At 41.1% G+C, this 26,561-nt stretch carries 22 protein-coding genes; 11 read left to right on the top strand and 11 right to left on the bottom strand.

Translation table 11 applies throughout. The features are described from left to right. Positions 1-11: 11 nt before the first annotated feature. From QYC40_RS13440 to QYC40_RS13410, 7 genes are all read left to right on the top strand, one after another. Positions 12-2,132 (top strand): S9 family peptidase, encoded by a 2,121-nt coding sequence (locus QYC40_RS13440; RefSeq protein ID WP_301990648.1) that lies wholly within the window; start codon positions 12-14, stop codon positions 2,130-2,132. Between the two features lie 147 nt (positions 2,133-2,279). After that, positions 2,280-3,068, top strand: a complete 789-nt coding sequence (locus QYC40_RS13435; protein WP_301990647.1) for a hypothetical protein — start codon at positions 2,280-2,282, stop codon at positions 3,066-3,068. Between the two features lie 10 nt (positions 3,069-3,078). Next, on the top strand, positions 3,079-4,242 hold the full coding sequence (locus tag QYC40_RS13430; RefSeq protein WP_301990646.1) for a 1-deoxy-D-xylulose-5-phosphate reductoisomerase: 1,164 nt from the start codon (positions 3,079-3,081) through the stop codon (positions 4,240-4,242). 19 nt (positions 4,243-4,261) lie between these two features. After that, a complete protein-coding gene (rseP, locus tag QYC40_RS13425; RefSeq protein ID WP_301990645.1) occupies positions 4,262-5,572 on the top strand; it encodes an RIP metalloprotease RseP in 1,311 nt (436 codons plus the stop codon). A gap of 412 nt (positions 5,573-5,984) precedes the next feature. Further along, positions 5,985-7,085, top strand: coding sequence for a glutamine-hydrolyzing carbamoyl-phosphate synthase small subunit (gene carA / locus QYC40_RS13420; protein ID WP_149525198.1), 1,101 nt, complete (start codon positions 5,985-5,987; stop codon positions 7,083-7,085). 343 nt (positions 7,086-7,428) lie between these two features. Further along, positions 7,429-8,727, top strand: a complete 1,299-nt coding sequence (gene eno / locus QYC40_RS13415; protein ID WP_260045409.1) for a phosphopyruvate hydratase — start codon at positions 7,429-7,431, stop codon at positions 8,725-8,727. A 128-nt stretch (positions 8,728-8,855) separates the two neighbouring features. Further along, positions 8,856-9,158: a septum formation initiator family protein gene (locus QYC40_RS13410; RefSeq protein WP_301990644.1), complete on the top strand. Its 303-nt coding sequence runs from the start codon at positions 8,856-8,858 to the stop codon at positions 9,156-9,158. Positions 9,159-9,186: 28 nt separating this feature from the next. Here the strand turns inward: QYC40_RS13410 and QYC40_RS13405 are convergent, their stop codons facing one another. From QYC40_RS13405 to QYC40_RS13380, 6 genes are all read right to left on the bottom strand, one after another. Then, the gene (locus QYC40_RS13405) at positions 9,187-9,891 is read right to left on the bottom strand and encodes an FkbM family methyltransferase (RefSeq protein WP_301990643.1); all 705 of its coding nucleotides are present in this window, start codon (positions 9,889-9,891) and stop codon (positions 9,187-9,189) included. A gap of 45 nt (positions 9,892-9,936) precedes the next feature. After that, on the bottom strand, positions 9,937-11,301 hold the full coding sequence (locus QYC40_RS13400; protein WP_301990642.1) for a pyridoxal-phosphate dependent enzyme: 1,365 nt from the start codon (positions 11,299-11,301) through the stop codon (positions 9,937-9,939). Positions 11,302-11,349: 48 nt separating this feature from the next. Beyond that, complete coding sequence (locus tag QYC40_RS13395; protein WP_301990641.1) at positions 11,350-12,171, bottom strand: AMP nucleosidase; 822 nt, start codon at positions 12,169-12,171, stop codon at positions 11,350-11,352. A gap of 66 nt (positions 12,172-12,237) precedes the next feature. Beyond that, positions 12,238-13,488 (bottom strand): ATP-dependent Clp protease ATP-binding subunit ClpX, encoded by a 1,251-nt coding sequence (gene clpX, locus QYC40_RS13390; RefSeq protein ID WP_301990640.1) that lies wholly within the window; start codon positions 13,486-13,488, stop codon positions 12,238-12,240. A gap of 5 nt (positions 13,489-13,493) precedes the next feature. After that, positions 13,494-14,192 (bottom strand): ATP-dependent Clp endopeptidase proteolytic subunit ClpP, encoded by a 699-nt coding sequence (gene clpP, locus QYC40_RS13385; RefSeq protein ID WP_149525205.1) that lies wholly within the window; start codon positions 14,190-14,192, stop codon positions 13,494-13,496. Between the two features lie 53 nt (positions 14,193-14,245). Continuing rightward, entirely contained in the window at positions 14,246-14,605 is a 360-nt protein-coding gene (locus QYC40_RS13380) for a type I restriction enzyme HsdR N-terminal domain-containing protein (RefSeq protein ID WP_367652281.1), read from the bottom strand. 288 nt (positions 14,606-14,893) lie between these two features. Between QYC40_RS13380 and holA the strand changes: the two genes are divergently transcribed. Together holA and QYC40_RS13370 are read left to right on the top strand one after the other, a co-directional pair. Further along, positions 14,894-15,901: a DNA polymerase III subunit delta gene (gene holA, locus QYC40_RS13375; RefSeq protein ID WP_301990638.1), complete on the top strand. Its 1,008-nt coding sequence runs from the start codon at positions 14,894-14,896 to the stop codon at positions 15,899-15,901. Positions 15,902-15,908: 7 nt separating this feature from the next. Next, entirely contained in the window at positions 15,909-16,478 is a 570-nt protein-coding gene (locus tag QYC40_RS13370; RefSeq protein ID WP_301990637.1) for a hypothetical protein, read from the top strand. Between the two features lie 62 nt (positions 16,479-16,540). Here QYC40_RS13370 and QYC40_RS13365 read toward each other — a convergent pair whose 3' ends face one another. After that, positions 16,541-17,350 (bottom strand): IS3 family transposase, encoded by an 810-nt coding sequence (locus QYC40_RS13365; protein ID WP_301990011.1) that lies wholly within the window; start codon positions 17,348-17,350, stop codon positions 16,541-16,543. Between the two features lie 35 nt (positions 17,351-17,385). Beyond that, complete coding sequence (locus QYC40_RS13360; RefSeq protein WP_301990012.1) at positions 17,386-17,784, bottom strand: transposase; 399 nt, start codon at positions 17,782-17,784, stop codon at positions 17,386-17,388. A 439-nt stretch (positions 17,785-18,223) separates the two neighbouring features. Between QYC40_RS13360 and QYC40_RS13355 the strand changes: the two genes are divergently transcribed. Beyond that, positions 18,224-19,717, top strand: a complete 1,494-nt coding sequence (locus QYC40_RS13355) for a WG repeat-containing protein (RefSeq protein ID WP_301990636.1) — start codon at positions 18,224-18,226, stop codon at positions 19,715-19,717. Between the two features lie 205 nt (positions 19,718-19,922). Beyond that, positions 19,923-20,390, top strand: coding sequence for a hypothetical protein (locus QYC40_RS13350; protein WP_301990635.1), 468 nt, complete (start codon positions 19,923-19,925; stop codon positions 20,388-20,390). Between the two features lie 473 nt (positions 20,391-20,863). Here the strand turns inward: QYC40_RS13350 and QYC40_RS13345 are convergent, their stop codons facing one another. The 3 genes from QYC40_RS13345 to QYC40_RS13335 are packed head-to-tail and all read right to left on the bottom strand — an operon-like array spanning position 20,864 to position 26,559. After that, positions 20,864-24,034, bottom strand: coding sequence for an efflux RND transporter permease subunit (locus QYC40_RS13345; RefSeq protein WP_301990634.1), 3,171 nt, complete (start codon positions 24,032-24,034; stop codon positions 20,864-20,866). A 29-nt stretch (positions 24,035-24,063) separates the two neighbouring features. Continuing rightward, complete coding sequence (locus QYC40_RS13340) at positions 24,064-25,203, bottom strand: efflux RND transporter periplasmic adaptor subunit (protein WP_301990633.1); 1,140 nt, start codon at positions 25,201-25,203, stop codon at positions 24,064-24,066. Positions 25,204-25,227: 24 nt separating this feature from the next. After that, positions 25,228-26,559, bottom strand: a complete 1,332-nt coding sequence (locus tag QYC40_RS13335) for a TolC family protein (RefSeq protein WP_301990632.1) — start codon at positions 26,557-26,559, stop codon at positions 25,228-25,230. Positions 26,560-26,561: the final 2 nt, after the last annotated feature.

Below are 26,561 nucleotides of genomic sequence, written 5' to 3'. Positions count from 1 at the left end.
TAATTTTATTTATGAACAGAATTTTACCTGTTGCTTTTACAGCCTTGCTGTTTGTAGCAGTGGATGGAGCAAATGCGCAAACTAAGAAGTTAACATTTGAACAATCTTGGGGGCAAGCTCCTTCATTAACCAAGCCGATCAGTAGTTTCAGAGGATGGGCCGATGAATCAAACTATATTGAGAGCAATGGAAGTCAGCTTTTCCAGGTGAATGTTAAAACTGGAGAGAAGAAGGGCTATACGTATCCTACGAAGTCCTCTACAGAGGTCTTTGTAAAGGATAAAGATATCTATATCCAATATCCGGGCAGCCCAGCTAAACAGCTGACACAGTCGCCGGAGATTGATGAGCAAAACCCGACTTTGTCGCCCGACGGAAAATATGTGGCCTTTACACGCAAGAGCGATCTATATAGTTTAGATGTAAGTACTGGTAAAGAAATAAGATATACAACTGATGGCACCGACGTTATCTACAACGGTTGGTCATCTTGGGTTTATTATGAAGAGATTCTTGGTCGCCCGACTAATTATAAAGCGTTCTGGTGGTCTCCGGATAGCAAGCAACTAGCTTTCATGCGTTTCGACGATACAAACGTGCCGATGTTCCCGATTTATGTTTCGAAGGGACAGCACGGTTATTTGGAAGAGACACGCTATCCAAAAGCAGGTGATCCGAATCCGGAGGTGAAGGTTGGTTTTGTGAAAGCGGAAGGCTCTCCAGTAGTGTGGGCTTCTTTCAATGAAAAGGATGATCAGTACTTCGGCCAGCCTTATTGGAGCTTCGATAGCCAATCGATCATGGTCCAATGGATGAATCGCGATCAAACAAACTTGAAGTTCTATGCGGTGAACCCAAATGATGGTTCTAAGTCTGAGATATACAACGAAGAACAACCTACATGGATCAACTTAGATCATGATGAACGAATTACTTACCTAGCAGATAATAAGCATTACATCTTAAAATCGGATAAGACAGGATGGGCGCATTATTACCTATACACCTTATCAGGTAAGCTGATCAATCCATTGACTTCGGGTGAGTGGCAAGTAAAAGAGATTGCTCATATCGATGAAAAGGCAAAGGTTCTATACTTTACAGCTAGAAAAGAAAACTCCGCGACTATCGATTTGTACCGTGTAAACTTTAATGGAAAGAATTTTAGAAGACTAACATTTGGCGATTATACACATGATGTCAAAGTATCTCCTGATGGAAAGTATTTCATTACTTCATATTCCAATATTCATACACCGCCGAAAGTTGCTTTAGTAGACAACAATGGCAAAGTCATCAAAGAATTGGCTGATAGCAAGTCTGCTGAGTTTGCTAACTACAATGTAGGAAAGCGTGAGTATTTTACGATTCCTTCGGATGACGGCAAGTTTAATTTGCCAGTGATCATTACTTATCCTACAGATTTTGATGAGTCTAAGCAATATCCTGTGATCATGTCGATCTATGGCGGTCCGGATGCGGGTACTGTAAAGAATACGTGGAAAGGTGTGAATGGACAGTATTGGGCGAATGAAGGTGTCATTCAAATTGAATGTGATCACCGAGCTTCCGGACATTTCGGCAAGCAAGGCGTGGCTTGGATGCACAGAAACTTAGGTAACTGGGAGCTGGTAGACTACATCACGATCGCAAAATGGTTGAAGGCTAAACCTTGGGTAGCCAAAGATAAGTTATTGATTACCGGACATAGCTACGGTGGTTATATGACTTGTTTAGCATTAACCAAAGGTGCGGATTACTTTGATTTTGGTATTGCTGGTGCGCCTGTAACAGGATGGGAATTATATGATACTCATTATACGGAGCGTTGGATGGATACGCCTCAAGCAAATCCTGAAGGCTACAAGAATGGTTCGATATTGCCTTATGTTGACCAGTACAAGGGAAGATTACGCATCATGCACGGTGATTTAGACGATAATGTGCATATGCAGAATACGATCCAATTGGTGGATGCATTGACAGATAGACAAGTTCCGTTTGAGTTGATGATTTACCCGGGAAGTAGACACGGTTTCGGACGTTCTAAACAAGCATACGATTTCAAAGAACGCGTTCGTTTTTACTATCAATATTTACTGGAGAAACCAATTCCAGAAAATTTAAAATAATAGAGTAAGGCTAGGAGAAATCCTAGCCTTTTTTATGCAAATGACTGTGTGGTAAGGCTGTTTACACCGCTGGATATTTTTGATTTATCAGGCTAAAAAAATTGCTTAGACCAAAAAAATCACCATATTTGCATTAATAATATGGCCATGTTGGAATTTCTGAAAGACATTACTTTTAAAGCGAATGATGTTGTAGTTAGAGCGATTGATATTTTATTGCGTAATTATATTTCGATTGCTGGTTTATGCTTTTTATTATTCGTCACGTCGAATCTATCGACGTTCCTAGCGCTGTATTTTGATTCTTCTAACTATTTCATCAAGATTATCTTATTGCTCGCCTTTGTGGGGCTATATTTTAGTTTGCAATTGGTGTTGTTGAAGAATGCTGTCGTCTTGGCAAAGGGCGAAAAGAAGCCCGGCTTTTGGGGGTTCGTTCCGTCTTTTTCGCAATTCGTCAATTACATCTTCGGTTTGATTATCTATAGCTTAATTGCGTTCGTAATCTACATGGTTATGTATGTGCTGTGCTTTCCGCTCTTGTTCGTAGGTCTCAGTATGGATACGGTTCGCTATGAGGTACACCCGTTTTTAACAGGTGTGGTTATGCTCTTTGTGCTGATAAGAACGACTTTCTACCCATTCTTTATTATCGAACATGGGTTTAATACCATACGGTCCTATAAGTTTAGCTTAGCCATGACTAAGGGCAATGTGTTTCGCTTATTGGTTATTATTTTAGCAATCGCTTCGACTCATTTATTGCAGATTGGAACCGAATACCTAGGATATACGTTAGTATCGAGAATATTAAGTTTAGTAAATTCATTTATTATTATACCAGTGGTTAGCATTGTCATGTCTGTCGTATATATCGATATGATGAAGGCTTTCAAAGGAGGCTCCGAGCCAACCTTGATGGATAATATCATATAAATACATTACCTTGGAAAAAAAGAATTTAGCCGTATTGGGCTCAACAGGAAGCGTAGGGACTCAAACGCTGGAGGTTGTCGCTTGTTTTCCGGATCGCTTTGAAATTTCTGTATTAACTGCTGGACGTAATGCAGATCTGTTGATTCAACAGGCTATCAAGTTTCAGCCAAAGTTAGTGGTGCTTTCGGAAGAACAGGCTTACAAGCACGTGAAGGAGGCTTTGGCAGGTACGGATATCGAAGTAGCTTACGGAGAAGAGGCGTTGGTTGATGCGGTACAGCTCGAAGAGATTGACATCGTATTAACTGCTATTGTGGGATCGGTAGGCCTGAAGCCAACCATTGCTGCAATAAAAAAAGGAAAGGATATTGCCTTAGCGAATAAGGAAACGTTGGTTGTCGCGGGGGAATTGATTAAAAAACTTGTTGAAGAATATAAAGTTCGTTTGCTGCCAGTTGATTCGGAACATTCAGCCATCTTTCAATGTTTGCCGGGTGAAGAATCGAACCCTATAGAGAAGATTGTATTAACAGCATCCGGAGGTCCGTTCCGCGGAAAGAGCAGAGAAGAACTTGAGCATGTGACCAAAGCGCAAGCTTTAAAGCATCCGAACTGGTCAATGGGCGCGAAGATTACGATAGACTCGGCATCTTTGATGAATAAGGGGTTGGAAGTAATTGAAGCTAAATGGCTATTCGATTTAGAGGCGGAGCAAGTGGATGTAATTATTCATCCGCAATCTATTGTGCACTCACTCGTGCAATTTCAAGACGGTTCGATGAAAGCACAGATGGGACTTCCTGATATGAAATTGCCTATACAATACGCATTGACCTATCCTGATAGAATTCAGAACAATTTCGAACGTTTCAACTTTGCGAACTATCCGAGTTTAACATTCGAAACTCCCGATATGAAGACCTTCCGCAATTTAGAGCTAGCTTATCAAGCACTTCGCGAAGGTGGAAATAGACCTTGTGTCTTGAATGCAGCTAATGAAGTCGTGGTTGCAGCTTTCCTTAACGATGAGGTGTCCTTCTTAGGGATGAGCGACATCATCGAAGAGACAATGTGTCAGGTTGATCAGAAGGAAAACCTTCTTTTAGAGGACTATTTGCACTATGATGAGGAAAGTAGAAGAGTGGCACGAAGTTTAATAGAACGAAGATATTAATTACAATAAATTAAATTAGATGGGAATTATCATCATGGTATTACAGGTTCTTCTTGGCCTGTCATTATTAATCATATTACACGAGTTAGGACACTTCCTTGCTGCTCGTGCTTTTGGTATTAAAGTAGAAAAGTTTTACTTGTTCTTCGATGCCTGGGGCGTGAAGTTATTCAAGTTCAATTATAAAGGATGTGAGTATGGTGTGGGCTGGTTACCACTAGGAGGGTATGTGAAGATAGCTGGTATGATCGATGAGTCGATGGATACGGAGCAAATGAAAGGTGAGCCACAACCATGGGAATTCCGTTCAAAACCAGCTTGGCAGCGACTTATTGTTATGCTAGGCGGTATTATCGTCAATGTGATTGTCGGTATTGTGGTGTTCTGGATGCTAACCTTTAGCTACGGGACAACAGATCTGAACACAAAACAGCTATACGGTGTTAAACCTGGAATTATCGGGCAGAAGGTAGGTCTTCAGGATGGGGATAAAATCCTTGCTGTCAATGGTAAAGAGACTAACTTGTTTTACGCTGATATCATGGCATCGGAAGTCCTCATGGGCGATGCCGAGCTAACCGTAGAACGTGCAGGGCAGGAGGTCAAGATTAAGATGCCTGCTGACATCTTAAACGATGTTTCAGAACATAAGAAGAACGAGTTCGTAGAACCTATGTTCAAGATGCTTCCTGTATCAAAAATTGAGAAAGACTCGCGTGCCGACAAGATGGGATTAGCGGTAGGGGATAGTATCGTATCGATTAACGGCTTGCCGGTGGTTCAGTTGGAAGAGTTCAAGAATCAGATTGAAGCTAATAAGGGCAAAGAAATAGTGTTAGGCGTTATCCGTAATGGTGCTCCTGTGGAGTTGAAGGCAGCAGCCGATACTACCTCGATCTTAGGATTTGCTAACTTACCACTCGTACAACATCAGTATGGCTTGCTAGAATCCTTACCAATTGGTGCTGCAAAAGCATTTTCCGTAATCACGGATAACATAAAAGGGTTTGGAAAAATCTTCAAAGGTGAAGTACGTGCTGATAAAGCCTTATCTGGGCCTGTAGGTATAGCAACTATGTTTGGTACGGAGGTAGATTGGGTTCGCTTTTGGGGACTTGTAGGTATGCTTTCTATGGCATTAGCTTTTATGAACATCCTCCCGATCCCAGCACTAGACGGTGGACACGTCATCTTCCTATTGATCGAAATGATTCAAGGTAAGCCACTCAGCGAGAAATTCCTTGAAAGAGCACAAATGGTCGGCTTCTTTATTCTCGTAGCCCTCATGATATTTGTCTTCGGAAACGATATATTTAAATTAACGAAATAACGATAAAAAGGCAGCCGATTGGCTGCCTTTTTTAGTATTAAGTATTTAGTAGTTAGTATTTAGACCTAATGCTAGCTAATCCTTCAAATCTTGTTTAAAGAATAAATGGGCAATTCAACTTTCTCACGGATCCCCCTGACAAACCATAGGTCTTACGACTAACTACTAAATACTGAATATCTAAAACAAAACACTTCTAAATTTTTATTCAAAAATTTAGAAGTGTTTTGTTTTTATTTGTACCTTTGTCTCCCAATAAAATGAAAGAGACCTTCTACCCAATATCGTCACAAATCGCATCTGTAAATCAGATCAATTCATAAATTGATATAATAGCCCGTTTGGGCTTTTTTTGTGCTCGGGCGGGAAAATGGTTTCACAAAGGAATGAATTAATTTAACTCGAAATAAGAATGACCAACTACAGCAAATTGCCAGCAATTTTAGTCCTTGAGGATGGAACTGTTTTTCATGGAAAAGCAGCAGGTAAAATTGGTACCACGACGGGAGAGATCTGTTTCAACACCGGAACGACGGGTTACCAAGAAATCTTTACCGATCCTTCGTACTATGCGCAAATTATGGTTACAACCAATGCACATATCGGAAACTACGGTATCGACGAAGAGGATGCGGAATCGAATAAGATTCAGATTGCAGGTTTAGTTTGTAAGAATTACAATATCAACTATAGCCGCAAGATGGCCGATGAATCCATTCAAAACTATTTTCAAGACGGCAACTTAGTAGGTATCTCGGATATTGACACTCGCTCATTAGTACGCCACATCCGTAGCAAAGGTGCAATGAACGCTATTATCTCATCCGAAAATCTTGATGAAGAGTCGCTGAAAGCAGAACTAGCAAAGGTGCCATCGATGGACGGACTAGAGTTATCTTCTAAAGTATCTACAACAGAACCTTATTTCTACGGTGAAGAGTCTGCTCCAACACGCATTGCGGTACTAGACTTAGGTATTAAGAAGAATATCCTGCGCAACTTCGATTCTCGTCAGGTATATGCGAAGGTATTCCCGGCGAAAACAACATTTGCGGAGATGGAAGAATGGAATCCTGATGGGTACTTCATCTCGAATGGTCCTGGCGACCCGGCAGCAATGGACTACGCGATCCAAACAGTCAAAGATATCTTAGCAGCAGATAAACCAATGTTCGGTATCTGTTTAGGACATCAAATCCTGGCGTTGGCAAATGATATTCGTACGAGCAAGATGCACAATGGTCACCGCGGTATCAATCACCCGGTAAAAAATATCATTGCTAACAAATGTGAAATCACATCACAGAACCATGGTTTCGGTGTGGTAGCGGAAGATATCAAAAACTCAGACAAAGTAGAAATTACACACATCAACTTAAACGACAATTCGATCGAAGGTATCCGTGTGAAAGGCAAGAAAGCATTCTCGGTTCAGTATCACCCAGAATCATCTCCAGGTCCACACGATTCACGTTACTTGTTCGACGACTTCGTTGCCATGATCAAAGCATAAACAAAAACGATAATAGCAAAGCCTCAGAATTTCTTCTGAGGCTTTGTTCTTTCGAAACGTCTGTTTTCAAAACTATCACATACTTTCATGCTTTTTTCTCTCCCCATAGAATATGAAAGTGTGATGTTCTATCCATCCTTATACATTCCTTAGAAATCACATGCCCGTCCGTACAACAGTAGGATTTTAATGAATTATTCTTTATCCATGCTCAATTAAAATTCCTCTTGCTTAGCATTAACATTATAGTTTTTTCCTATTTTTGATTAAGATATATATTTTACTATATTAGTGTTCTGAATACACTAAGTATAGACAAGAGAAAAATAAACCAAAGAAAAAAATGAGCTTGATAATCGATGTACATGCGCGTCAGATTTTAGATTCGCGAGGAAACCCAACCATTGAGGTTGATGTAACGACACAGAATGGTTTTGTAGGCCGTGCAGCAGTTCCTTCTGGAGCTTCTACAGGAGCACACGAGGCAGTAGAATTACGTGACGGCGACAAAAAGAAATACCTAGGTAAAGGTGTTTTGAAAGCTGTTGAAAACGTGAATACTAAAATTGCAAAAGCATTAGAAGGTGTTGATGTATTCGAGCAAAATGCTATCGACAAGATCATGATCGATCTTGATGGTTCAGAGAACAAAGGTAAATTAGGTGCAAATGCAATCTTAGGTGTTTCTTTAGCAGCAGCTAAAGCGGCAGCACAAGAAAGCCGCCAGCCATTATATCGTTATATCGGTGGAGTAAATGCAAACACATTACCATTGCCGATGATGAACATCGTAAATGGTGGTGCACACTCAGATGCTCCGATCGCTTTCCAAGAGTTCATGATTATGCCAGTAGGTGCTGAATCATTCTCTGAAGCTTTACGTTGGGGTGCTGAAGTATTCCACAACTTGAAGAAAATCCTTCACGACCGTAACTTATCTACAGCAGTAGGTGATGAAGGTGGATTCGCTCCAACTTTCGAAGGTACGGAAGACGCTATCGAAACTATCCTTGAGGCAATTAAAAAAGCAGGTTACAAACCAGGAAAAGATATCTGTCTAGCATTAGACTGTGCTTCAACGGAGTTCTTCGTGAAAGGAAAATACGATTACGCGAAGTTTGAAGGTAAAGGCGGTGCTGTTCGTACAGTAGAAGAGCAAGTAGCTTACTTAGCAGAATTAACGGAGAAATACCCAATCATCTCGATCGAAGATGGTATGGCAGAAGACGACTGGAAAGGTTGGAAATTATTAACAGAGAAAATCGGAGACCGCGTTCAATTAGTAGGTGATGATTTATTTGTTACTAACACAAAACGTCTTCAACAAGGTATTGACACTCATACTGGAAACTCAATCCTAGTAAAAGTAAACCAAATCGGTTCATTAACGGAAACTATCAACGCGGTGCATTTGGCACAAACGAATGGCTATACTTCCGTAATGTCTCACCGTTCTGGAGAAACTGAAGATAATACAATCGCTGACTTAGCGGTAGCATTGAACTGTGGACAAATCAAAACAGGATCAATCTCCCGTTCTGATAGGATCGCGAAATACAACCAATTGCTTCGTATCGAAGAAGAATTGGGTAGCAATGCCAAGTTCATTGGCAAGGAGTTCAAATACGCTCCTAAGAAGTAATCAAATTCAAAAAGGGAACCGCAAGGTTCCCTTTTTTATTTCCCTATATTTTCTTCAAAATTCCCATTTGTAATCTTCCCGGGAAAATAACTATCTTTATCGAGGTTTTAGCTTAACAATTCAATTCTATGGAACGCTTTATCAATACTATTCGAAATAAATACCTTATCGCAGGGGTTGCCTTTGTCGTATGGATGGTATTCTTTGATCGGTATGATTTTGCAACGCAATACAGCTTCCAGCAGGAAAAGACAAAGCTTGAGGAAGAGAAAGCCTATTATACGGCAGAGATTGAGAACATCGAAAATTCCATTAAAGATGTTCAATACAACCCGAGCGAAATACAAAGAATTGCGCGCGAAAAATATAAGATGAAAAAAGATCATGAAGACGTCTACATCGTTACAGAAGTAGAACCTGCCAAAAAATAAAATAAAGCCGTCAACAAAGACGGCTTTATTATTTTGCTTTCACTAAAGAAATTTCCTGATAGGTATCTGAGATCGCAAAGATGCGATAACCCTTTTGATAGAGCTGCTTAAAGAATAGATCGCCCTTGGCTTTGCCGTCTGTAAAGAAACGTTCGTGGGTTTCCACTAGAATCTGCTTGATTGCAATCCCACTGTTTAGTATTCCTTCCATTACCGCATATTCAGAGCCTTCTATATCCATTTTTAGCACATCGATAGCCGTATGCCCATTTTCCTGAACAATCTCTTTAAACTCTTTTAAAAGAACGTCTACGGCGTTCGTCTCATCCACGAGCTTGTGCTCATATACGGAGCCCGAAACATGATCCTGATTTTTAGGTAGATGGAAAGTAACGATTCCAGTCTTTTCGCCAATGCCGAAGGGGTGGAAGTGAAAATTTGCAGGTAATTCCTGTTTGGCAATCCAGTTGATGGACTTGGGGGTAGGGTCGAAGCCAAATACTTGCGCTCCATGCTTTTTGATGATATCGCGGTCGAAAGAAATGTCTTCACCAATACCAAAAGAATAAACAATGGCATTTTCCGGAACTAGGCTCGGATCCACATAAAATCCACCGTAGCCATTGCCGTACCATTGTTTATCCCGCTTTTCTTCTATATCTATAAAGGATATTTTTCCTAACCTAGCTTTTATCCAATATTCAATTCTTTTTAAAGTATTGTTTCTTTCCATTATTTTTAAGCCATCTTATTAAAGATAACGAAAAATATAGGAAAACTATACCTCAGAAATAGCGTTAATTATATCGTATTGCGTAATGATATTTATCCTTCCCAGTTCATCTTCCACCAATACCGCCTGTGTATCCTTGTCGATTAAAGTGGAGATCTTATCAATTGACATATTTAGATCCACAAATGGGAATGGTTTCGAAGCAATTGTTTCAACTTCGGCCGATTTGAGCGATGGATTATCCAACAGCGCATTCAAGATATCGGCTTCTGTTACTTTGCCCACGACCATACCCTGTTGGGTCAGTGGTATTTGAGAAATATTTAACGACTTCATGACGTTGAAAGTTTCAAGAACCGACTGTTTAACATCGACGGTTATAATGTCTTGATTGGCACGTTTCTTCAGAATGGATTTCGCCGTGAGTTTCTCATCCTTCAGGAAACCACGCTCACGAAGCCAATCCTCATTATACATCTTGCCCATATAGCGTGAGCCATGGTCATGGAAAATCACAACAACGACATCCTCGTCTTTCAGTTCTGCGCCTAATTGTAACAAGCCGGCAACGGCTGCACCCGCCGAGTTGCCCGCAAAGATACCTTCCTTGCGTGCTAATTCCCTCGTCATCAAGGCTGCATCCTTATCTGTTACTTTTTCGAACAGGTCGATCAGGTCAAAGTTGACATTCTGAGGGAGAAAATCCTCACCAATGCCCTCCGTGATGTAGGGATAGATCTCATTCTTATCGAAAATGCCGGTTTCCTTGTATTTCTTGAAGATGGAACCATAGGTGTCGATTCCCCAGACTTTAATATTCGGATTTTTCTCGCGAAGGTATTTCGCGGTACCCGAGATGGTTCCACCGGTACCCACACCTACAACAAGGTGCGTAATCTTTCCTTCGGTCTGCTCCCAAATCTCCGGGCCGGTTTGTTCGTAATGTGCTTGCGTATTCGAAAGGTTATCATACTGATTCGCCTTCCACGCGTTTGGTACTTCCTTTTCTAAACGGCTGGAAACCGAATAATAGGAGCGAGGATCCTCCGGATCAACGTTCGTCGGACATACGATAACCTCCGCACCAAAAGCGCGTAAGGCATCTATTTTCTCTTTGGATTGTTTGTCGGTCGTGGTGAAGATACAACGATAGCCTTTTACTACGGCTGCCATTGCCAATCCCATCCCGGTATTACCCGAAGTACCCTCGATTATGGTACCTCCGGGTTTTAATAGGCCTGCCTGCTCGGCATCCTCAATCATTTTTAAGGCCATTCTATCTTTGATCGAGTTCCCGGGATTGGTCGTCTCTATCTTCGCTAGTATGGTTCCTTTTAGGGGTTTGGTAACTTTGTTTAGTTTAACCAAAGGGGTGTTCCCAATGGTTTCTAAGATGTTGTTGTACCACATAGGTGAAAGTTTGTGCTGTTTGTTTTCTTCCACAAAGGTAGCCAAATTTTAGAACTTCAAATGTTTCACCGTTAAGCCGTTATTTTTCAATTGACTCAATGCATCGATCCCAATTTTCAAATGCTGCTCCACATAAGACTTCGTAACAGACACATCCGACACCTCAGTCTTTACGCCCTCAGGAATCATTGGCTGGTCCGAGACGAGCAATAATGCGCCAGTCGGAATCTTATTTGCGAAACCAACACTAAAGATGGTTGCAGTTTCCATATCCACCGCCATTGCACGGATGGTTTTCAGATACTTCTTAAAGTTTTTATCATGCTCCCAAACGCGTCGGTTGGTCGTATAAACCGTTCCTGTCCAATAGTCCCTGGAATGATCACGAATGGTCGTTGAAATTGCTTTTTGCAAAGCGAAGGCCGGTAGCGAGGGCACCTCGGAAGGGAAATAATCATTCGAGGTTCCTTCTCCACGAATGGCAGCAATCGGTAGGATCAACTCGCCAACACCGATTTTCTTTTTCAAACCGCCGGTTTTTCCAAGGAACAACACCGCTTTTGGCGCAATGGCCGATAGGAGGTCCATAATCGTCGCCGCCATCGGACTCCCCATTCCGAAATTGATGATCGTGATGCCTTCAGCCGTACAACTTTGCATTGGCTTGTCTTCGCCCATAATCGGGGCGTCGTCGTGCATTTGCGAAAACAACTTCACATAGTTCGAGAAATTTGTTAACAAAATATATTCGCCAAACTCATCCAGCGGCCGGCCGGTATATCTCGGTAACCAATTGTTAACAATATCCTCTTTTGTCTTTAAACCTGCTTTTACAGGTGAATCTACTTCCTTTACATTCTTTTTTGTCATATTTATTCCTTTCTTTAAATTTTACATTTTATAAAAAACCCCCGCCGATGGGCGAGGGTTAAATTCTTATGCAACCTGAAGCTTCTTGAAATCCGTCTTTGCGAACTTATTCTTCGCGTAGTCCAACGTAATGTGCAAGTCCTTCTCGTTGCTTTGCTCCTTGCTGGTCGGTATCTCGAACATCGCATCAAGCATAATTGCTTCACAAATGCTTCGAAGACCACGAGCTCCTAATTTAAATTCCCAAGCTTTATCAACGATAAAATCATATACCGCCTTATCGAATTTCAGGTTAACACCCTCATATTCAAAAAGCTTCTTGTATTGTTTAACCAACGCATTCTTAGGCTCGGTCAAAATGCTCAATAAGGTTTCCTTATCCAATGGATTTAAGTGTGTCAATACCGGTAGACGACCAATCAACTCAGGGATCAAACCGAAGTTTTTCAAATCCTGAGGAGTGATGTACTTGTAAAGATTATTTAAATCGATCTCTTGTTCCTCATCGTTCATTTTGTAACCAACAGTTTGCGTGCGCAATCGGTTAGCAATCTTCTTTTGAATACCATCAAATGCACCACCACAAATAAACAGGATATTATTCGTGTTTACCGTAATCATTTTTTGATCGGGGTGCTTTCTACCGCCCTGCGGTGGAACATTGACATTCGTGCCTTCTAAGATTTTCAATAAAGCTTGCTGAACACCTTCTCCTGACACATCTCTGGTAATTGAAGGGTTATCGCTCTTTCTGGCAATCTTATCAATCTCATCAATGTAGATGATACCACGCTCTGCCGCTGCGACATCGTAATCCGCTGCCTGCAACAAACGCGTCAAAATACTCTCCACATCCTCACCCACATAGCCTGCTTCAGTTAGTACAGTTGCGTCTACAATACAAAACGGAACATTTAGAATCTTGGCAACGGTTTTCGCCAATAAGGTCTTCCCAGTACCCGTCTCGCCAACGATAATCAAGTTTGATTTTTCAATCTCCGTCTCATCATTGTCAACACGTTGATTTAAACGTTTGTAGTGATTGTAAACCGCCACAGAAATTACTTTCTTAGCATCATCCTGACCAATAACATATTGATCTAGATGTTCTTTGATTTCTTTAGGACGAATAAGCTTCAAAGTCGTCTGTAAAGACTTGTTCTTTCTCTGCTTTAATTCCTCCGCCAAAATCTCTCCAGCTTGTTGAACACATCTGTCACAGATGTGGGCACCATCGCCTGCAATAAGCATTTGGGCTTCATTCTTACTGATGCCACAAAAAGAGCAATGGATGTCTCTACTGTTCGATTTACTCATTTTCTTTATTTTGTTTCCTTTTTAGGAAGCAATACTTCGTCGATCATACCAAATTCTTTGGCCTCCGCAGCACGCATCCAATAATCACGATCTGATGATTTCTCTACCCAGTCATAAGTCTGGCCAGAGTGCTCAGCGATAATCGTGTACAATTCCTCTTTCAATTTCAACATTTCACGAAGGTTGATCTCCATATCTGAAGCAACACCTTGTGCACCACCCGACGGTTGGTGAATCATCACGCGCGAGTGTCTTAATGCTGCACGCTTCCCTTTTGCTCCAGCTACTAATAATACAGCACCCATTGATGCGGCCATACCTGTACAGATTGTCGCAACATCTGGCGAAATATACTGCATCGTATCGTAGATACCTAAACCTGCATACACACTACCACCTGGAGAGTTGATGTAAATCTGAATATCACGCTGAGCATCAGTAGATTGTAAGAACAATAACTGTGCCTGTACGATGTTTGCTACTTGATCATTGATACCATCACCCAAAAAGATGATGCGGTCCATCATCAAACGCGAGAACACATCCATCTGTGCAACGTTCAATTGACGCTCCTCGATAATGTACGGCGTAAGGTTGGATGGAATTTGTTGCTGTAAGCGAGAAATATAGCCATCAACGTGTTGACTTCCAATTCTATGGTGCTTAATCGCGTATTTTCTGAATTCGTCTTTATTGATATCCATGTTTTGTTCCTTCTAATTTTGACTTACTAATATAATACTTATTTTAAATTCTCCTATTGCTCATGGGCGAATGTTGGTAAATCCGCCAGAAATGTGAAATTCCCATGATCGAAATCTATACTACAATAATGGTGCTCAAGTCCATTACTGACTAAAAGCAGCGGAATTTTATAAATTGTATTGTAATTCGCGATTTGTCGAAAGGTGTTTTCGGTAATTTTGACAGTCGGCGCCTTAAACTCTGCCAAAAGAATACGCTCGCCTGAAGTATTGTAGATCACAAGATCACTGCGTTTTTGTAAACTGTTGAGCAGCAATCCTCCTTCAATCTTCATTAAGGACAGCGGGTAACCTTTCTCTTTGTGCAGGTGATGAACCCAATGTTGCCTTACCCATTCCTCTGGCGTTAGCATTAAATGCTTTTTCCGAAGCTCATCAAAAATAAAATACTGATTGGCTTTCTTTATTATTTTTGCTGGAAAGGGAGGTAAATTCAGTGGGACTGGCCTAAACATTTACAAAATTACGAAATATTTAGCATAAAACTTCTATGAGACACTTCCCTTTCAAAACCCTTGTAAACCCAATGTATAACCCAATCAAACCCGCTCCCAAAGGGGATTGATTGGGTTGTACATTGGGTTTCATCTATCGCATTCTCGACGCGGAATGCTAAAAGATTTTTCGTAATTTCGTGGGACATGAATACCCAATCCATTTTAGCTGACATCAAGAAGAAAAAGCTTAGCCCTATCTATTTATTACATGGTGAGGAGCCTTATTTCATCGACTTAATTTCCGATGCTATTGAACATCAGGTGCTCGAAGAAGCGCAAAAAGGTTTTGACCAGTCGGTGGTATATGGTAAGGAAACTGACTTCTCCACTTTAATCAGTATGGCGAAGCGCTACCCCATGATGAGCGACTATCAAGTCATTATCGTGAAAGAGGCGCAGAACTTGAAATGGAAGGACGATGATCTGCTGCAAAAATATTTAGAACAACCTACGCCAAGCACGGTACTGGTTTTCGCGCATAAATACGGCAAGTTTGATAAGCGTAAGAAGTCGTATAAAGCAATGGATAAGGTGGGGGTTGTGTTGGAATCCAATAAACTTTACGATGATAAGGTTGCTGGTTGGATCTCCGAGCAATTAACTGCCAGCGGACGTAAAATTCATCCGCAAGCAGCGGCAATGATGGCCGACTACCTGGGTACTGATTTATCGAAGGTGGCAAATGAAATCGAGAAGCTGATGCTCAACGTATCGGCGGAGCAGGAGATAGGGCCGGCGGATATTGAGCGTAATATTGGTATCAGTAAAGATTTCAATGTGTTCGAATTGAATACGGCACTTTCGAAGCGAAACTCCCTCAAGGCGTTTCAAATTGTTAACTATTTTGCGTCCAATCCGAAATCTAACCCTATACCGGTCGTTATTGGTTCGCTAGGTACCTACTTTACGAAGATTCTTAAATATCACTATTTGCCGGATAAGAATTCGGCGGCGGCAGCGAAAGCCTTAGGTGTGCACCCTTTCTTCGTGAAAGAATATGAGTATGCCGCGAGAAACTTTAATCGACGTAAAACGTTTGATATCATCCATTTGATCAAAGAATACGACTTAAAATCGAAGGGTATGAATGTTGGCCATCTGACAAGTCATGGCGATTTAATGAGCGAACTAATCTACAAGATACTTAACTAACCATACGATGCTAAAGCGACTTTTTACGATCAGCACCTTTTTGCTTTTATTTTCTACATACAGCTTTGCCCAACGCGAGTATTATACCTTACTGCAAGGCGGTGGAAGCCTCGGCGTGAACAATCCGGGTTTCGAGGGTACATTTAATGGTTATAGCCTGCACTTTATCTTCGGCCGTAACTTCGACGAACGCGCCTTTGTAGGTATAGGACTAGGAAACGAAGTTTTGCGCGGCGACTATAAATTCGCCAATCCAACCGAAACACAAGAAGGTAATTTTAAATACGATCGTAATCTGTTTCCGCTTTTCATTGACGCACGTTTGCCCTTCGCCTATATCGGTGATGTTTCACGTGTGGGTGCCGTCGCAAATGCCGGGTATTCCGTTCGACTAGGAGGGATATATGATAAAGGCGCCATGGGAAAAATCGGACTTTTCTATCTTTACGATGATATTAAGCGTACGAACTTTACAGTCTCCGCAACCTATGCCTACCAACAGCTTACTTATGTGAGCTTCCGCGAAAAAATGAACCACCAGAGTGTGAATTTGTCGGTGGGGATTTGGTTGAAGTAGATTTTAGACGTTAGATTTTAGATTTTAGACATTTGTCTGTCCCTGAATAGTGTTGACCGTTTTTACAATTTATCAACTTGATCAAATATAGTTATTAGTGGTTTAGGAGACAATATCTCCCTAAACCACTTTTCTTCGAAACTCTCTGGCGACATCCTATGTAATGAGTTGTGCAGTCTTCGTTTATTGTACTGTTTGACAGCTCTATTGACCATTTTTTTTAAGCTTTCGAACGTCTTGGGCTTCCAATAATCCAGATACTCATTCTTGATGGTTCCATTGATCCGCTCAGCGTATGCATTGTCCTGGGCACTCTTGCCCATGCTCACCCTGCAATTATTCTCTTTCAACAGCTGCAGATAAGCTGTCGCATGATATTGGGCACCTCGGTCTGAATGATGATATTGGGGTGCCCCGTTATTCTTAAGGGCCATTCGTAGTGCCTTAAGATTAGCTGTTGACTGCATATGATTGGATACTTGATATCCAACGATCTTTTTGGTGTAAACGTCGATAATGAACACTCCATAGTAGAACCTATCGCCCACGTAGAAGTAGGTGATGTCCGATTGCCAAACCTGATTGGGAGTCCCTACAACCAAGCCATTGATCAGATTAGGGTAGGCTGTGGAAAGCCCGCGAGTCGTCCTGCGATAGTTCTTCTTGACCTTCAATCGATATCCTAAAGACATCATGGTCTCTATGAAACGATCTCTCCCCACAAAATCCGGACGGAGCATATAATACAGTTTTTCCACCCCACAACCGGGATGTTCCTTACGCACTTTATCCGCTTTTTCGATCAGCTCAGCGAATTGAACCTGATAACGGGAATGGCGAACAGCGCGCTGATGCACCGCCTGTTTGCTCATACCAACGGTTCTATAAAGCTGATTGAGGGAATAATCTATTTTTCCTGCGTGTTCCCGGAACCATCCGATGGTGGGGTGTTGAAATTTTTTCTGATATCGACCTTAAGATCCTCTCCAGCGATGTCGATCATCTTCTCCAAGAAATCGATCTTGATCTGCTTCTGGCCGATCATCCGCTCCAGTTCACGGATACGCTGTTCCATGGCTTTTACTTTGTGGGTGCTACTTGATTTCATCTCCATTATACGTTGTCCTTTCTCATTAAAGTTAGAAAATTTATAGATCCAATTATAGATCGTGGGATTACTTATTCCATAAAGCCGCTCTAACTGTAGAACACTCAACTTCCCACTCTCAAATAGGGAAACTATTTCCCGCTTAAAATCATCAGAATAAACCCGTGATTTCCTGATTAACCGCAAATTTGTTTGCATTTAGTACCTCCATTTTGTGGTCAACCTATTTCAGGGATGGACAATTAGCGTAAGAGGCAAACTGGAAACAGAATTGTCTATTATTTAGAACCAGGAAAGGAAGGATTTAAAGGTTGGCAGAATCCTGTTCATCCTTAGTTCCTTCCTTTCCTGATTCAGACAAATTATCGCCCAAGAAATCGCAAGGGAACTGGAGATTGCCGAAAAAAACGGTTGAAGCGAACCTAACATAAGCCCTAAAAGCCATTCGATCAGGCTTGAAATATATTGTATTCCCTTTTATTAATAAATCTTAAGCGCAATTCGAGCTTGTCAAAGAACTGACGAGTCTAAGGTTCTATTGCAATTTATTTTTTACCTTTTTTATTTAATAATATTTCTCACTGATGGGTAATATTTATTCTGTTTTTTTTACTTTTATTAAAAATTAAAGAATCACATGAAACGTAAATTAAAAACAGGGGCATTAATTTTAGGAGCTAGTCTTTGGGCGACAATTTCTTTGGGGCAAGAAATACCGAAGGAATATCAAAAGAAATATGACGGAGAGCAGATACAAAGCTTCCTTTTGCTGACTTCTAAGAAGAACTACTATGACAAGATTATCCTTAATGCAGCAGGCGAAAAAGTAGCAACTTTGAATGAAAAACGTCCGCTCATATTCATTTCTTCTAAGGGAAAAGCGTATGTCGCAAATTCGATCAATGGATTTAACGACGGCGGAGGATTTGTATGGAATGAGTTTCAAGATATCGACATTATTGATCTCGCAACCAATACAACACAGAAAGCTGATTTCAACATTCGCGTCCTACCCTACGATGGTGACGCACTAATCGTATTTCGAAAAGGAGATCGCTTTGGGGCGATGAATAAGTCGGAGGAGATTGTACTGGAGCCAAAGAATAAATCTATTGAGTTTATAAAAGATAATACAATTTCGTATTTGATTGTCGATGACAAGGAATATTTTCTAATCGATACGAAAGGGCAAAATTTTTTAGGGCAGCGTTTTGTCCATGGAGATCGGCATATAAACATAAATGTAATTTCTAGCAATACTATTTTAGCGTCCAATGATGGGAAAGGTTTTGGTTTATACAGTTTGCTAGAGAAAAGAGAAATAGTACCCTATTCTTATGATGATGCGAGACCAATTTCCAATCATCTTTATGAAGTAAAGAAGAATGGAGCTTCGGGGGTTTATGACGGTAATGCAAAGGCATTAATCTTGCCTTTTGAATTAGAAGTACGGCACGTTTCCGCGATAATGAAGAGTCCGATCGATTCTACGGATTATTTTTTTGTGAATATCAGCCGTAATGATAAGAGTTTGGTCAACATCGTGCATAATAATAAGTTGCTGGTAGAAGAGAAGTATCAGTTAGAAAATTTAATGTATAAGGATAATTTTCCGTTCGTTGGGGGATACAATGCTGATGGGAAATACTATATTTTTGATATGAGCCAGCCTAAAATGCTGATAGATGGTCTTCCGCACATCGAGGGAATGACACGTATCGAATATCTAAAAGGGAAACCCGGATTTGTTCGTGTCGAATCTGTGATCGATCCGCAAGTCACAAATGGAGATAACCGCGATTGGGTCATGTTGTTAAATACAGACGGAAAAGTATTATCCGGGTACCGTGCGGCACAAGCAGTTGAACGTTTTGATTTGGAAGGTGGAAAGCCGATTATTACTACAGCTTATCGGAATTCGGAAGGGTCATACACCGTACAGGTGATGTTTGGTCCGGAGGATTTTATTTTAAAAGATTTGAAATTGTCGGATACTAATTTTACGGTCGTTGAAAATAAACTAAGCATGAGTTTACCTTCCGATATAAGCAATGTGCTTCCTTCTGGCGAGAGTGTGATGGGAGGGAAAGTGTTAATCGATGCAACTGGTAAGGTTGAGTTTGTCAAATAGGAGAGACTGATCATCAATAAACAAGAGGGTATAGTGGAAACTATGCCCTTTTTTTATAAAAAAAAATTTTATAATCTATATAGGGATATGTTGTAGTTAACTGATTATAGGAGTAGCATCCACATAGACTATCACTATATTATGAAGCATCCGCGGAATTATTTATTTCGAAGAAATTCAATCCAATGTAGGGAGAAGGAGTGCTATGGGGTACTATATACTAAATCCCAATCCAGATTGGTCTGTCTATGAAGCTGTGTTTAAAGATAAATATGCTAATCGAGTGGAAGATTTAATGGATTATACGAAGTTGAACTTCTATAGAGTAGCGTTTCAATGGGATAAGTATTATCCTGCGCTACAGACTTATATCACTAAATATGCAGGAACAATCAGTGATAGAAAAAAGATAGAATATGCTTCAGATGTTGCTAAATACGCTGAGAAAAAAGATAAGCAGTTTGTTGAACTAATTCATCAATGGAGTAAAGATGCATTTAAAGCAAGCGATAAAGAAGAAGATAAAGTCAACTTGGCGCTTCTTCAATATCAAATCAATCGTTCAGAAAAAGAGCATTCGGAAGTAGAGAAAGCAATTCAGAAGCTACCGAGAGGTTTGCAATATGATTATACAAAAATCCTCAAGGATATAAATATGGGTCAAAAACTGTGATCGAAATATATGTTTTTCCTAATGCAGATTACAAGTTTTTAGGGCTCTCCAAATCGGAGAGCCTTTTTTTTTTGATAGTAGCTAGTAGTTAGTACTTAGTAATAAGACCTATTGCGGCATTAGATTTTAGACGCTAAATAGTGTTTAGTAGTTAGTACTAAGTATAAAGACCTATGGTGAATGATCCTGCCAATACTTTCATCCTTTTTTCTGCGTCAAGACTAACTCTCTTACTTAAAACAAAGCTTCAAAAAAAGAAGCTGTCCTTTCGAACAGCTTCTTCATCATACTAAGATTATACTATTTCTTTAGTAGCCACCATAGGTCTTTATACTAAGTACTAACTACTATATACTATTTCATCAGTAGCCACCATAGGTCTAACTACTAAGTACTAACTACTAACTACTAACTAATATTTCATCAGTAGCCGCCATAGGTCTAACTACTAAGTACTAAATACTAACTACTCCCTAATGGGCGCTCAAGTTCTTTTTCTTTTCTTCATCGAAATTCGCTTCCAATTCGGCGAGTTTCTTTTTACCGTAGGCTAGTCGTGTAATCACAACGAATAGCACTGGTACGAAGAAGATAGCTAAGAATGTTGCTGCGGTCATCCCACCGAATACTGTCCAGCCGATTGTTTGGCGTGAAACAGCACCCGCACCGGTTGACAACATCAAAGGAATAATACCTAAGATAAACGCTAAGGATGTCATGATAATCGGACGTAGACGAAGTTTTACGGCGTCAAGCGTTGCATCCAACAAGTTCATCCCGATATCCACCCGTTCTTTTGCAAATTCCACGATCAGGATCGCGTTTTTCGCAGCAAGACCAATGATGGTTACTAAACCAATTTGCGCAAAGATGTTGTTATCCAGCTGCGGTAATAAAGTCAGGGCAAGGATTGCTCCGAATACACCAAGAGGAACAGATAATAGGATAGAGAATGGTACAGACCAACTTTCGTATAGCGATGCTAACAGCAAGAATACGAATAAAATACAGAGCGCAAAGATCTGTATGGTCTTACTACCCGATTGTTTCTCCTGTAAAGAAATTCCCGAGAACTCGTATGAATATCCATCCGTCAAGGTTTGTGCTGCCACTTCTTCTAGTGCTGCGATAGCATCCCCTGAAGAGTATCCTGGAGCCGCCTCCCCAGATATCTGGATCGAACGGAAGATGTTAAAGTGGTTCACAATGGAAGGATTTGTAATCAAATCATAACGCACTAAATTCGTCAATGGGACAGGTTGTCCTTTTACGTTCTTGACGTATAATTTGTTTAAATCCTCAATTTGCATTCTGTAGCTGGTATCTGCCTGCGTTACTACGCGGAAGTTACGGCCATATTTTGTAAAGTCATTTACGTAACTACTACCCATATAGGCGGAAATAGTACTGTAGATATTGGTCAATGGTACACCCATTCTTTTCGCCATTTCACGATCTACATTCAGTTTGTAGTTCGGTGAATTACTATTAAATAGGGTATAGGCCATTCCGATTTCTGGACGTTGATTTGCCGCCATTAAGAATCTGCCGATCATCCCTTCAAACTGCTTGATATCCACCGTTTGTCTATCCTGGATTTCCATGGTGAAACCACCCGATGATCCAAGACCTGGAATTGGAGGAGGCGTTGCAGCAATAACAGATGCTTTCGTATATCCACGGTATTTGCCCATGATGGCTCCGGTAATATCTGTTACTGTTTTCTCTCGCTGTTCCCATGGATAAAGTGAAACAAATAAACTGGCACCGTTAGGTTTTGCCGATCTGTTCAATAAGTTCATACCGTTAATTGCCGTCACATATTGTATTTCTGGGAAGGTCTTTCTCAAATCATCCGATAATTCCTGTAATACAGCCTCTGTACGCGCACTTGATGCCCCCTCTGGAAGGTTGACCCCCATAAAGAAGATACCAGCGTCTTCGGCAGGAATAAAGCCTGTTTTCTTATTGGTGAACATTAGTCCTGTTCCTACAAAAATACAAAGCAAGAGAATTAACGCTAATGGAGCCGCTTTGATCGCTTTCTTAACGCCTTTTGAGTAGCGGTAAGTTACTTTATCGAACCATATGTTGAACTTGTAGAAGAACTTGTTTAGGCCTTTTGAATCTTTGTGGATTGCTGTAGGCTTCAACATGATGGAACATAATGCTGGTGTCAATGAAAGCGCGATAAATGCCGATAACATTACGGATACCGCAATCGTAATAGCAAACTGTTGATACAGCTGCCCCACCATACCAGGGATAAAGCCTACCGGCACGAATACCGCCGCCAAGATAAGGGCGATGGCAATAACCGGCGCCGTAATATCTTGCATGGCTCTTCGCGTAGCTTCTTTGGCGTCCATCTTATAATGGTCGATATAGTGCTGCACGGCTTCCACCACAACGATAGCATCATCCACCACAATACCGATCGCGAGGACAAAGGCAAGCATCGTTAAGTTGTTTACCGAGAATCCGAATAGCGTGAAGAAGATGAAGGTACCGACAATGGACACTGGAATCGCTAGCAATGGAATCAGGGTTGCTCTCCAGCTTTGAAGGAAGAAGAATACAACTAAGGTTACTAAGATCAATGCTTCGATCAAAGTATGGATTACCGAGCTGATGGATGCATTAACAACAGAAACTGTTTCATAAGCGACCACATAGTCTACGCCCTTAGGGAAGGACTTTTTCAATTCCTCTAAAGCCTTGTAAATACCATCTGCAGTCTCAACGGCGTTTCCTCCCGGTGTTTGCGAGATCATCATTCCGGATGTTGTCTCACCGTTTACTTTCGTCGTGATACCGTAGTTAAATTGTCCTAGCTCTACTCGTGAAACATCTTTTAATAAAACGATGGAACCGTCTGTGTTTGTTTTTACGACAATATTTTCAAAATCTTCAACTTCTTCTAAATCGGAGTCAAGTACAATCGGGTATTCGAATACTTGTGCATTCTCTTGCGGACGAGCACCAACGCTACCCCCTGCCATACGTGAGTTTTGCTCAGCAATTGCTGTACTCACATCAGATGGGGTAAGTCCTAAGTTCGTTAGTTTGTTGGCATCTAACCATACACGCATAGCGAACGGCTGTCCGAAGGCTTGCACATCACCCACACCCTTAACACGCAATAAGGCGTCTTTCAGATACAGGTTGACATAGTTTGCCAAGAAGTTCGCATCGCGTGATCCGTCAGGTGAGGTTAGTGATATCATCATCAAGATATCCGTGTTCACTTTACGTGTGGTTACCCCTAAACGACGTACGGCCTCTGGCAATACGGGTTCAGCAATACTTACACGGTTTTGAACGTCGAGCGTTGCGATATCGATATCTGTACCTACTTCGAAGGTTACCGTAATACGAGAACCACCGTCAGAGGTACTGTTCGAACTCATATAAATCATCCCCGGCGTACCGTTGATCTGGCTCTCAATCGGGGTTGTTACTGTCTTTTCTACTGTCTGTGCATCAGCACCGGTATAGTTCGCCATTACGGATACCGTAGGCGGCGCAATATTGGGATACTGACTGATAGGTAAGGTCGTGATGGAAATAGCTCCAATGATCGTGATCAATATGGAGATAACCATCGCGGTTACCGGTCTCTTTATAAATACTTCTGAAATCATTATCTATGAATATGTTGGGACTTAGCAAATTATTTCTTTGGTTGAGCGTTCGCATTGTTGTTTTCAACAATCTTAGCTCCTTGTTTCAATGCGGCAACACCGTCTACGACAATGCGCTCACCGACTTGAAGACCATTGGTAATTACAACCTTATCTCCAAGTTTTTGACCTAAAGAAACTTGCTTCAAGTCTACTGCGCTACTATCATTTACTGTGTACACTGAGAATGATCCTAACTGTTCGAATATCGCACGATATGGAATAACCATTTCTTCGTGTGCTGTTGTACTTTCTACATTCAATGTTAAGTTTAAGCCTGCGCGTAAGGTATTTGCAGGATTATCAAATGAAGCACGTACTTTTAGCGTTCCTGTTTGAGGATCGACAGCGCGGTCGATTGTAGAGATGCGGCCTAATGATCCGTAGGTGCTTCCGTCAGGTAAAGTCAGGTTAATCTTAGTAGATGACTTGCCAGTTTGAAGTCCGGTAAATTCAGCAATCTCTTTTTCGTTGATTTGGAACTCAACAGCAATCGGGTTTGTTGAACTCACAGTATTTAAAAGCGTTGTTCCAGCACTCACTAAAGCACCTGTACGTACTTGAGAAATACCGATATTTCCTGAGAACGGTGCAACGATAACCGAGCGTTGTAAGTTTGTTCTGGCCGTTGTTAGTGCTGCTTGAGCAGCTTGTACTTGTGCTTTTTGGTTGTTGACGTCGGTGTAAGCATAGTCTAAAGTCTGCTTAGCAATCGCGTCCTGGTCAGCAAGTTTCTCATAGCGTTGCAAGTCCTTTTCAACACGAGCAAGGTTCGCTTTTGCGATTTCCATATTTGCACGTGCTTGATCAACAGCAGCAGCATAACGCACGCGATCAATCTCGTATAGGCGTTGTCCTTTGCTTACATAAGCACCATCGGCAACATAAATATTTGTAATATATCCGGATACTTCAGCACGTATTTCTGTCTCTTGTAAAGGAACAACATTGGAAGGGTAGGAGCGGATGCCCGTTACGACTTCTTTGCCAACTGTAGCGGTTGTTACTGGGGTCGCTGGTGCTTGCATGCCAGGCCCTGCGCCTTGTTTCCCAGCTTCTTTATTTCCACATGATTGTAGAAATAATCCTGTTCCTAATAGAAGTGCTGTTAATATGTGATTTGTCTTCATTATATCTTGATTGCTTGTGGTTGATTAATTGCTAATGTTTACTGTTCCTAATGCTTTCTGAATGTCTAGTTTGCTTGATAATACCGCATAAAGTGCATTCAGGTAATTTAATTGACTGGTCTTCAGATCGGTCTCTGCAGTCATAAGCTCTAAGTAAGTCTTTACACCTGCGTCGTATTGAAGTTTGATGGTGTTGTACACCTCTTCAGACAAGTCCATGTTTTCTTTTGCATTTCTCCATTCGTTCATGTTGGCACGGTAAGATGCCATAGCAGCGGAATACTGTGCGCCAATTTGATTCTCCAGATTCTCCATTTCTAAATCCAGTCTAGACTCTTGAAGCTCCGACTTGCGGATTTCCTGAACGCGTTTCGTTCCTTGGAAGATCGGAATAGATAGGCTCAATCCTACGCTGGAGTTCGGGAAGTTGTCTTGAAATAGATCACCGAATTGATTGTTTCTATAGTTTAGACCGTAGTTTGCGAATGCACCTAATCGTGGAAGGTAGTTCCATTTTTGATACTGTGTATTCAACTTTTGCAGATTTTGTAAGGTCTGCAATTGTTTAATTTCAACACGGTTTGCATATTGCAATAGCTCGGTGGTATCTAAAAGGATGTTCGACTCCATGTTTTGGTTTTCGAATGATAAGCTAACCGGGGCTGATGGGTTTAGTCCCAACAAGGTCTTCAGGTAATCATATTTATAACGGCGAAACTCGTTTGCCGATTTAAGTTCTGCATTTGCATTGTTCAATGAAATCTGCGCACGTTTATAATCTGTCTTATCGACTAGACCTGTTTCATAGCGTGCGTTGGCTTCAGTGTATTGTCTTTGTAAGCGAGCGATGTTTTCATTGATGATATTTATTTGCTCCTCACTAGTAAGGATATCATAGTAAGCTTTGCTAACGTCGACCACGGTGTTAATGCGTGTGTCTTCTATATTCAAATTGTTTTGTTCGCGAATAAATCTTGAGGCCTTGGATGCTTGAAACAATCCCGGGTTAATGATCGCTTGGTCAGCTTGAAATACCAATGATGCGGTGTTTTTTTGTCCCATGTTGATATTCTGACCATTGATGTTCGCGGTAGGAAGCTGTATATTATGCGTGTAATTTCCATTAGCGTTAATCTGTGGAAACCAGCCTGATAGTGCTGATGCAATTTCACGTTCTCCAATTTCCTTGTCGATCTGTGCTTGCTTTAGCTCGATCTTGTTGCTTAATGCATAGTTGATTAGCTCGTCAAGCGTGGCATTGCTGTTCAAAGAACCAGCTTGTTGCGCTTGGCTAATACCGATGGTAGTACAAGCTACCGATAGGTATACTACGATTTCCTTAAATTTTAATCTCATGT

Origin of the sequence: Sphingobacterium sp. BN32 (genome assembly GCF_030503615.1) — a bacterium.
Classification (GTDB): Bacteria; Bacteroidota; Bacteroidia; order Sphingobacteriales; family Sphingobacteriaceae; genus Sphingobacterium.
The sequence above is the reverse complement of the archived record's forward strand: the minus strand, read 5'-3'. Positions and strand labels throughout refer to the sequence as shown.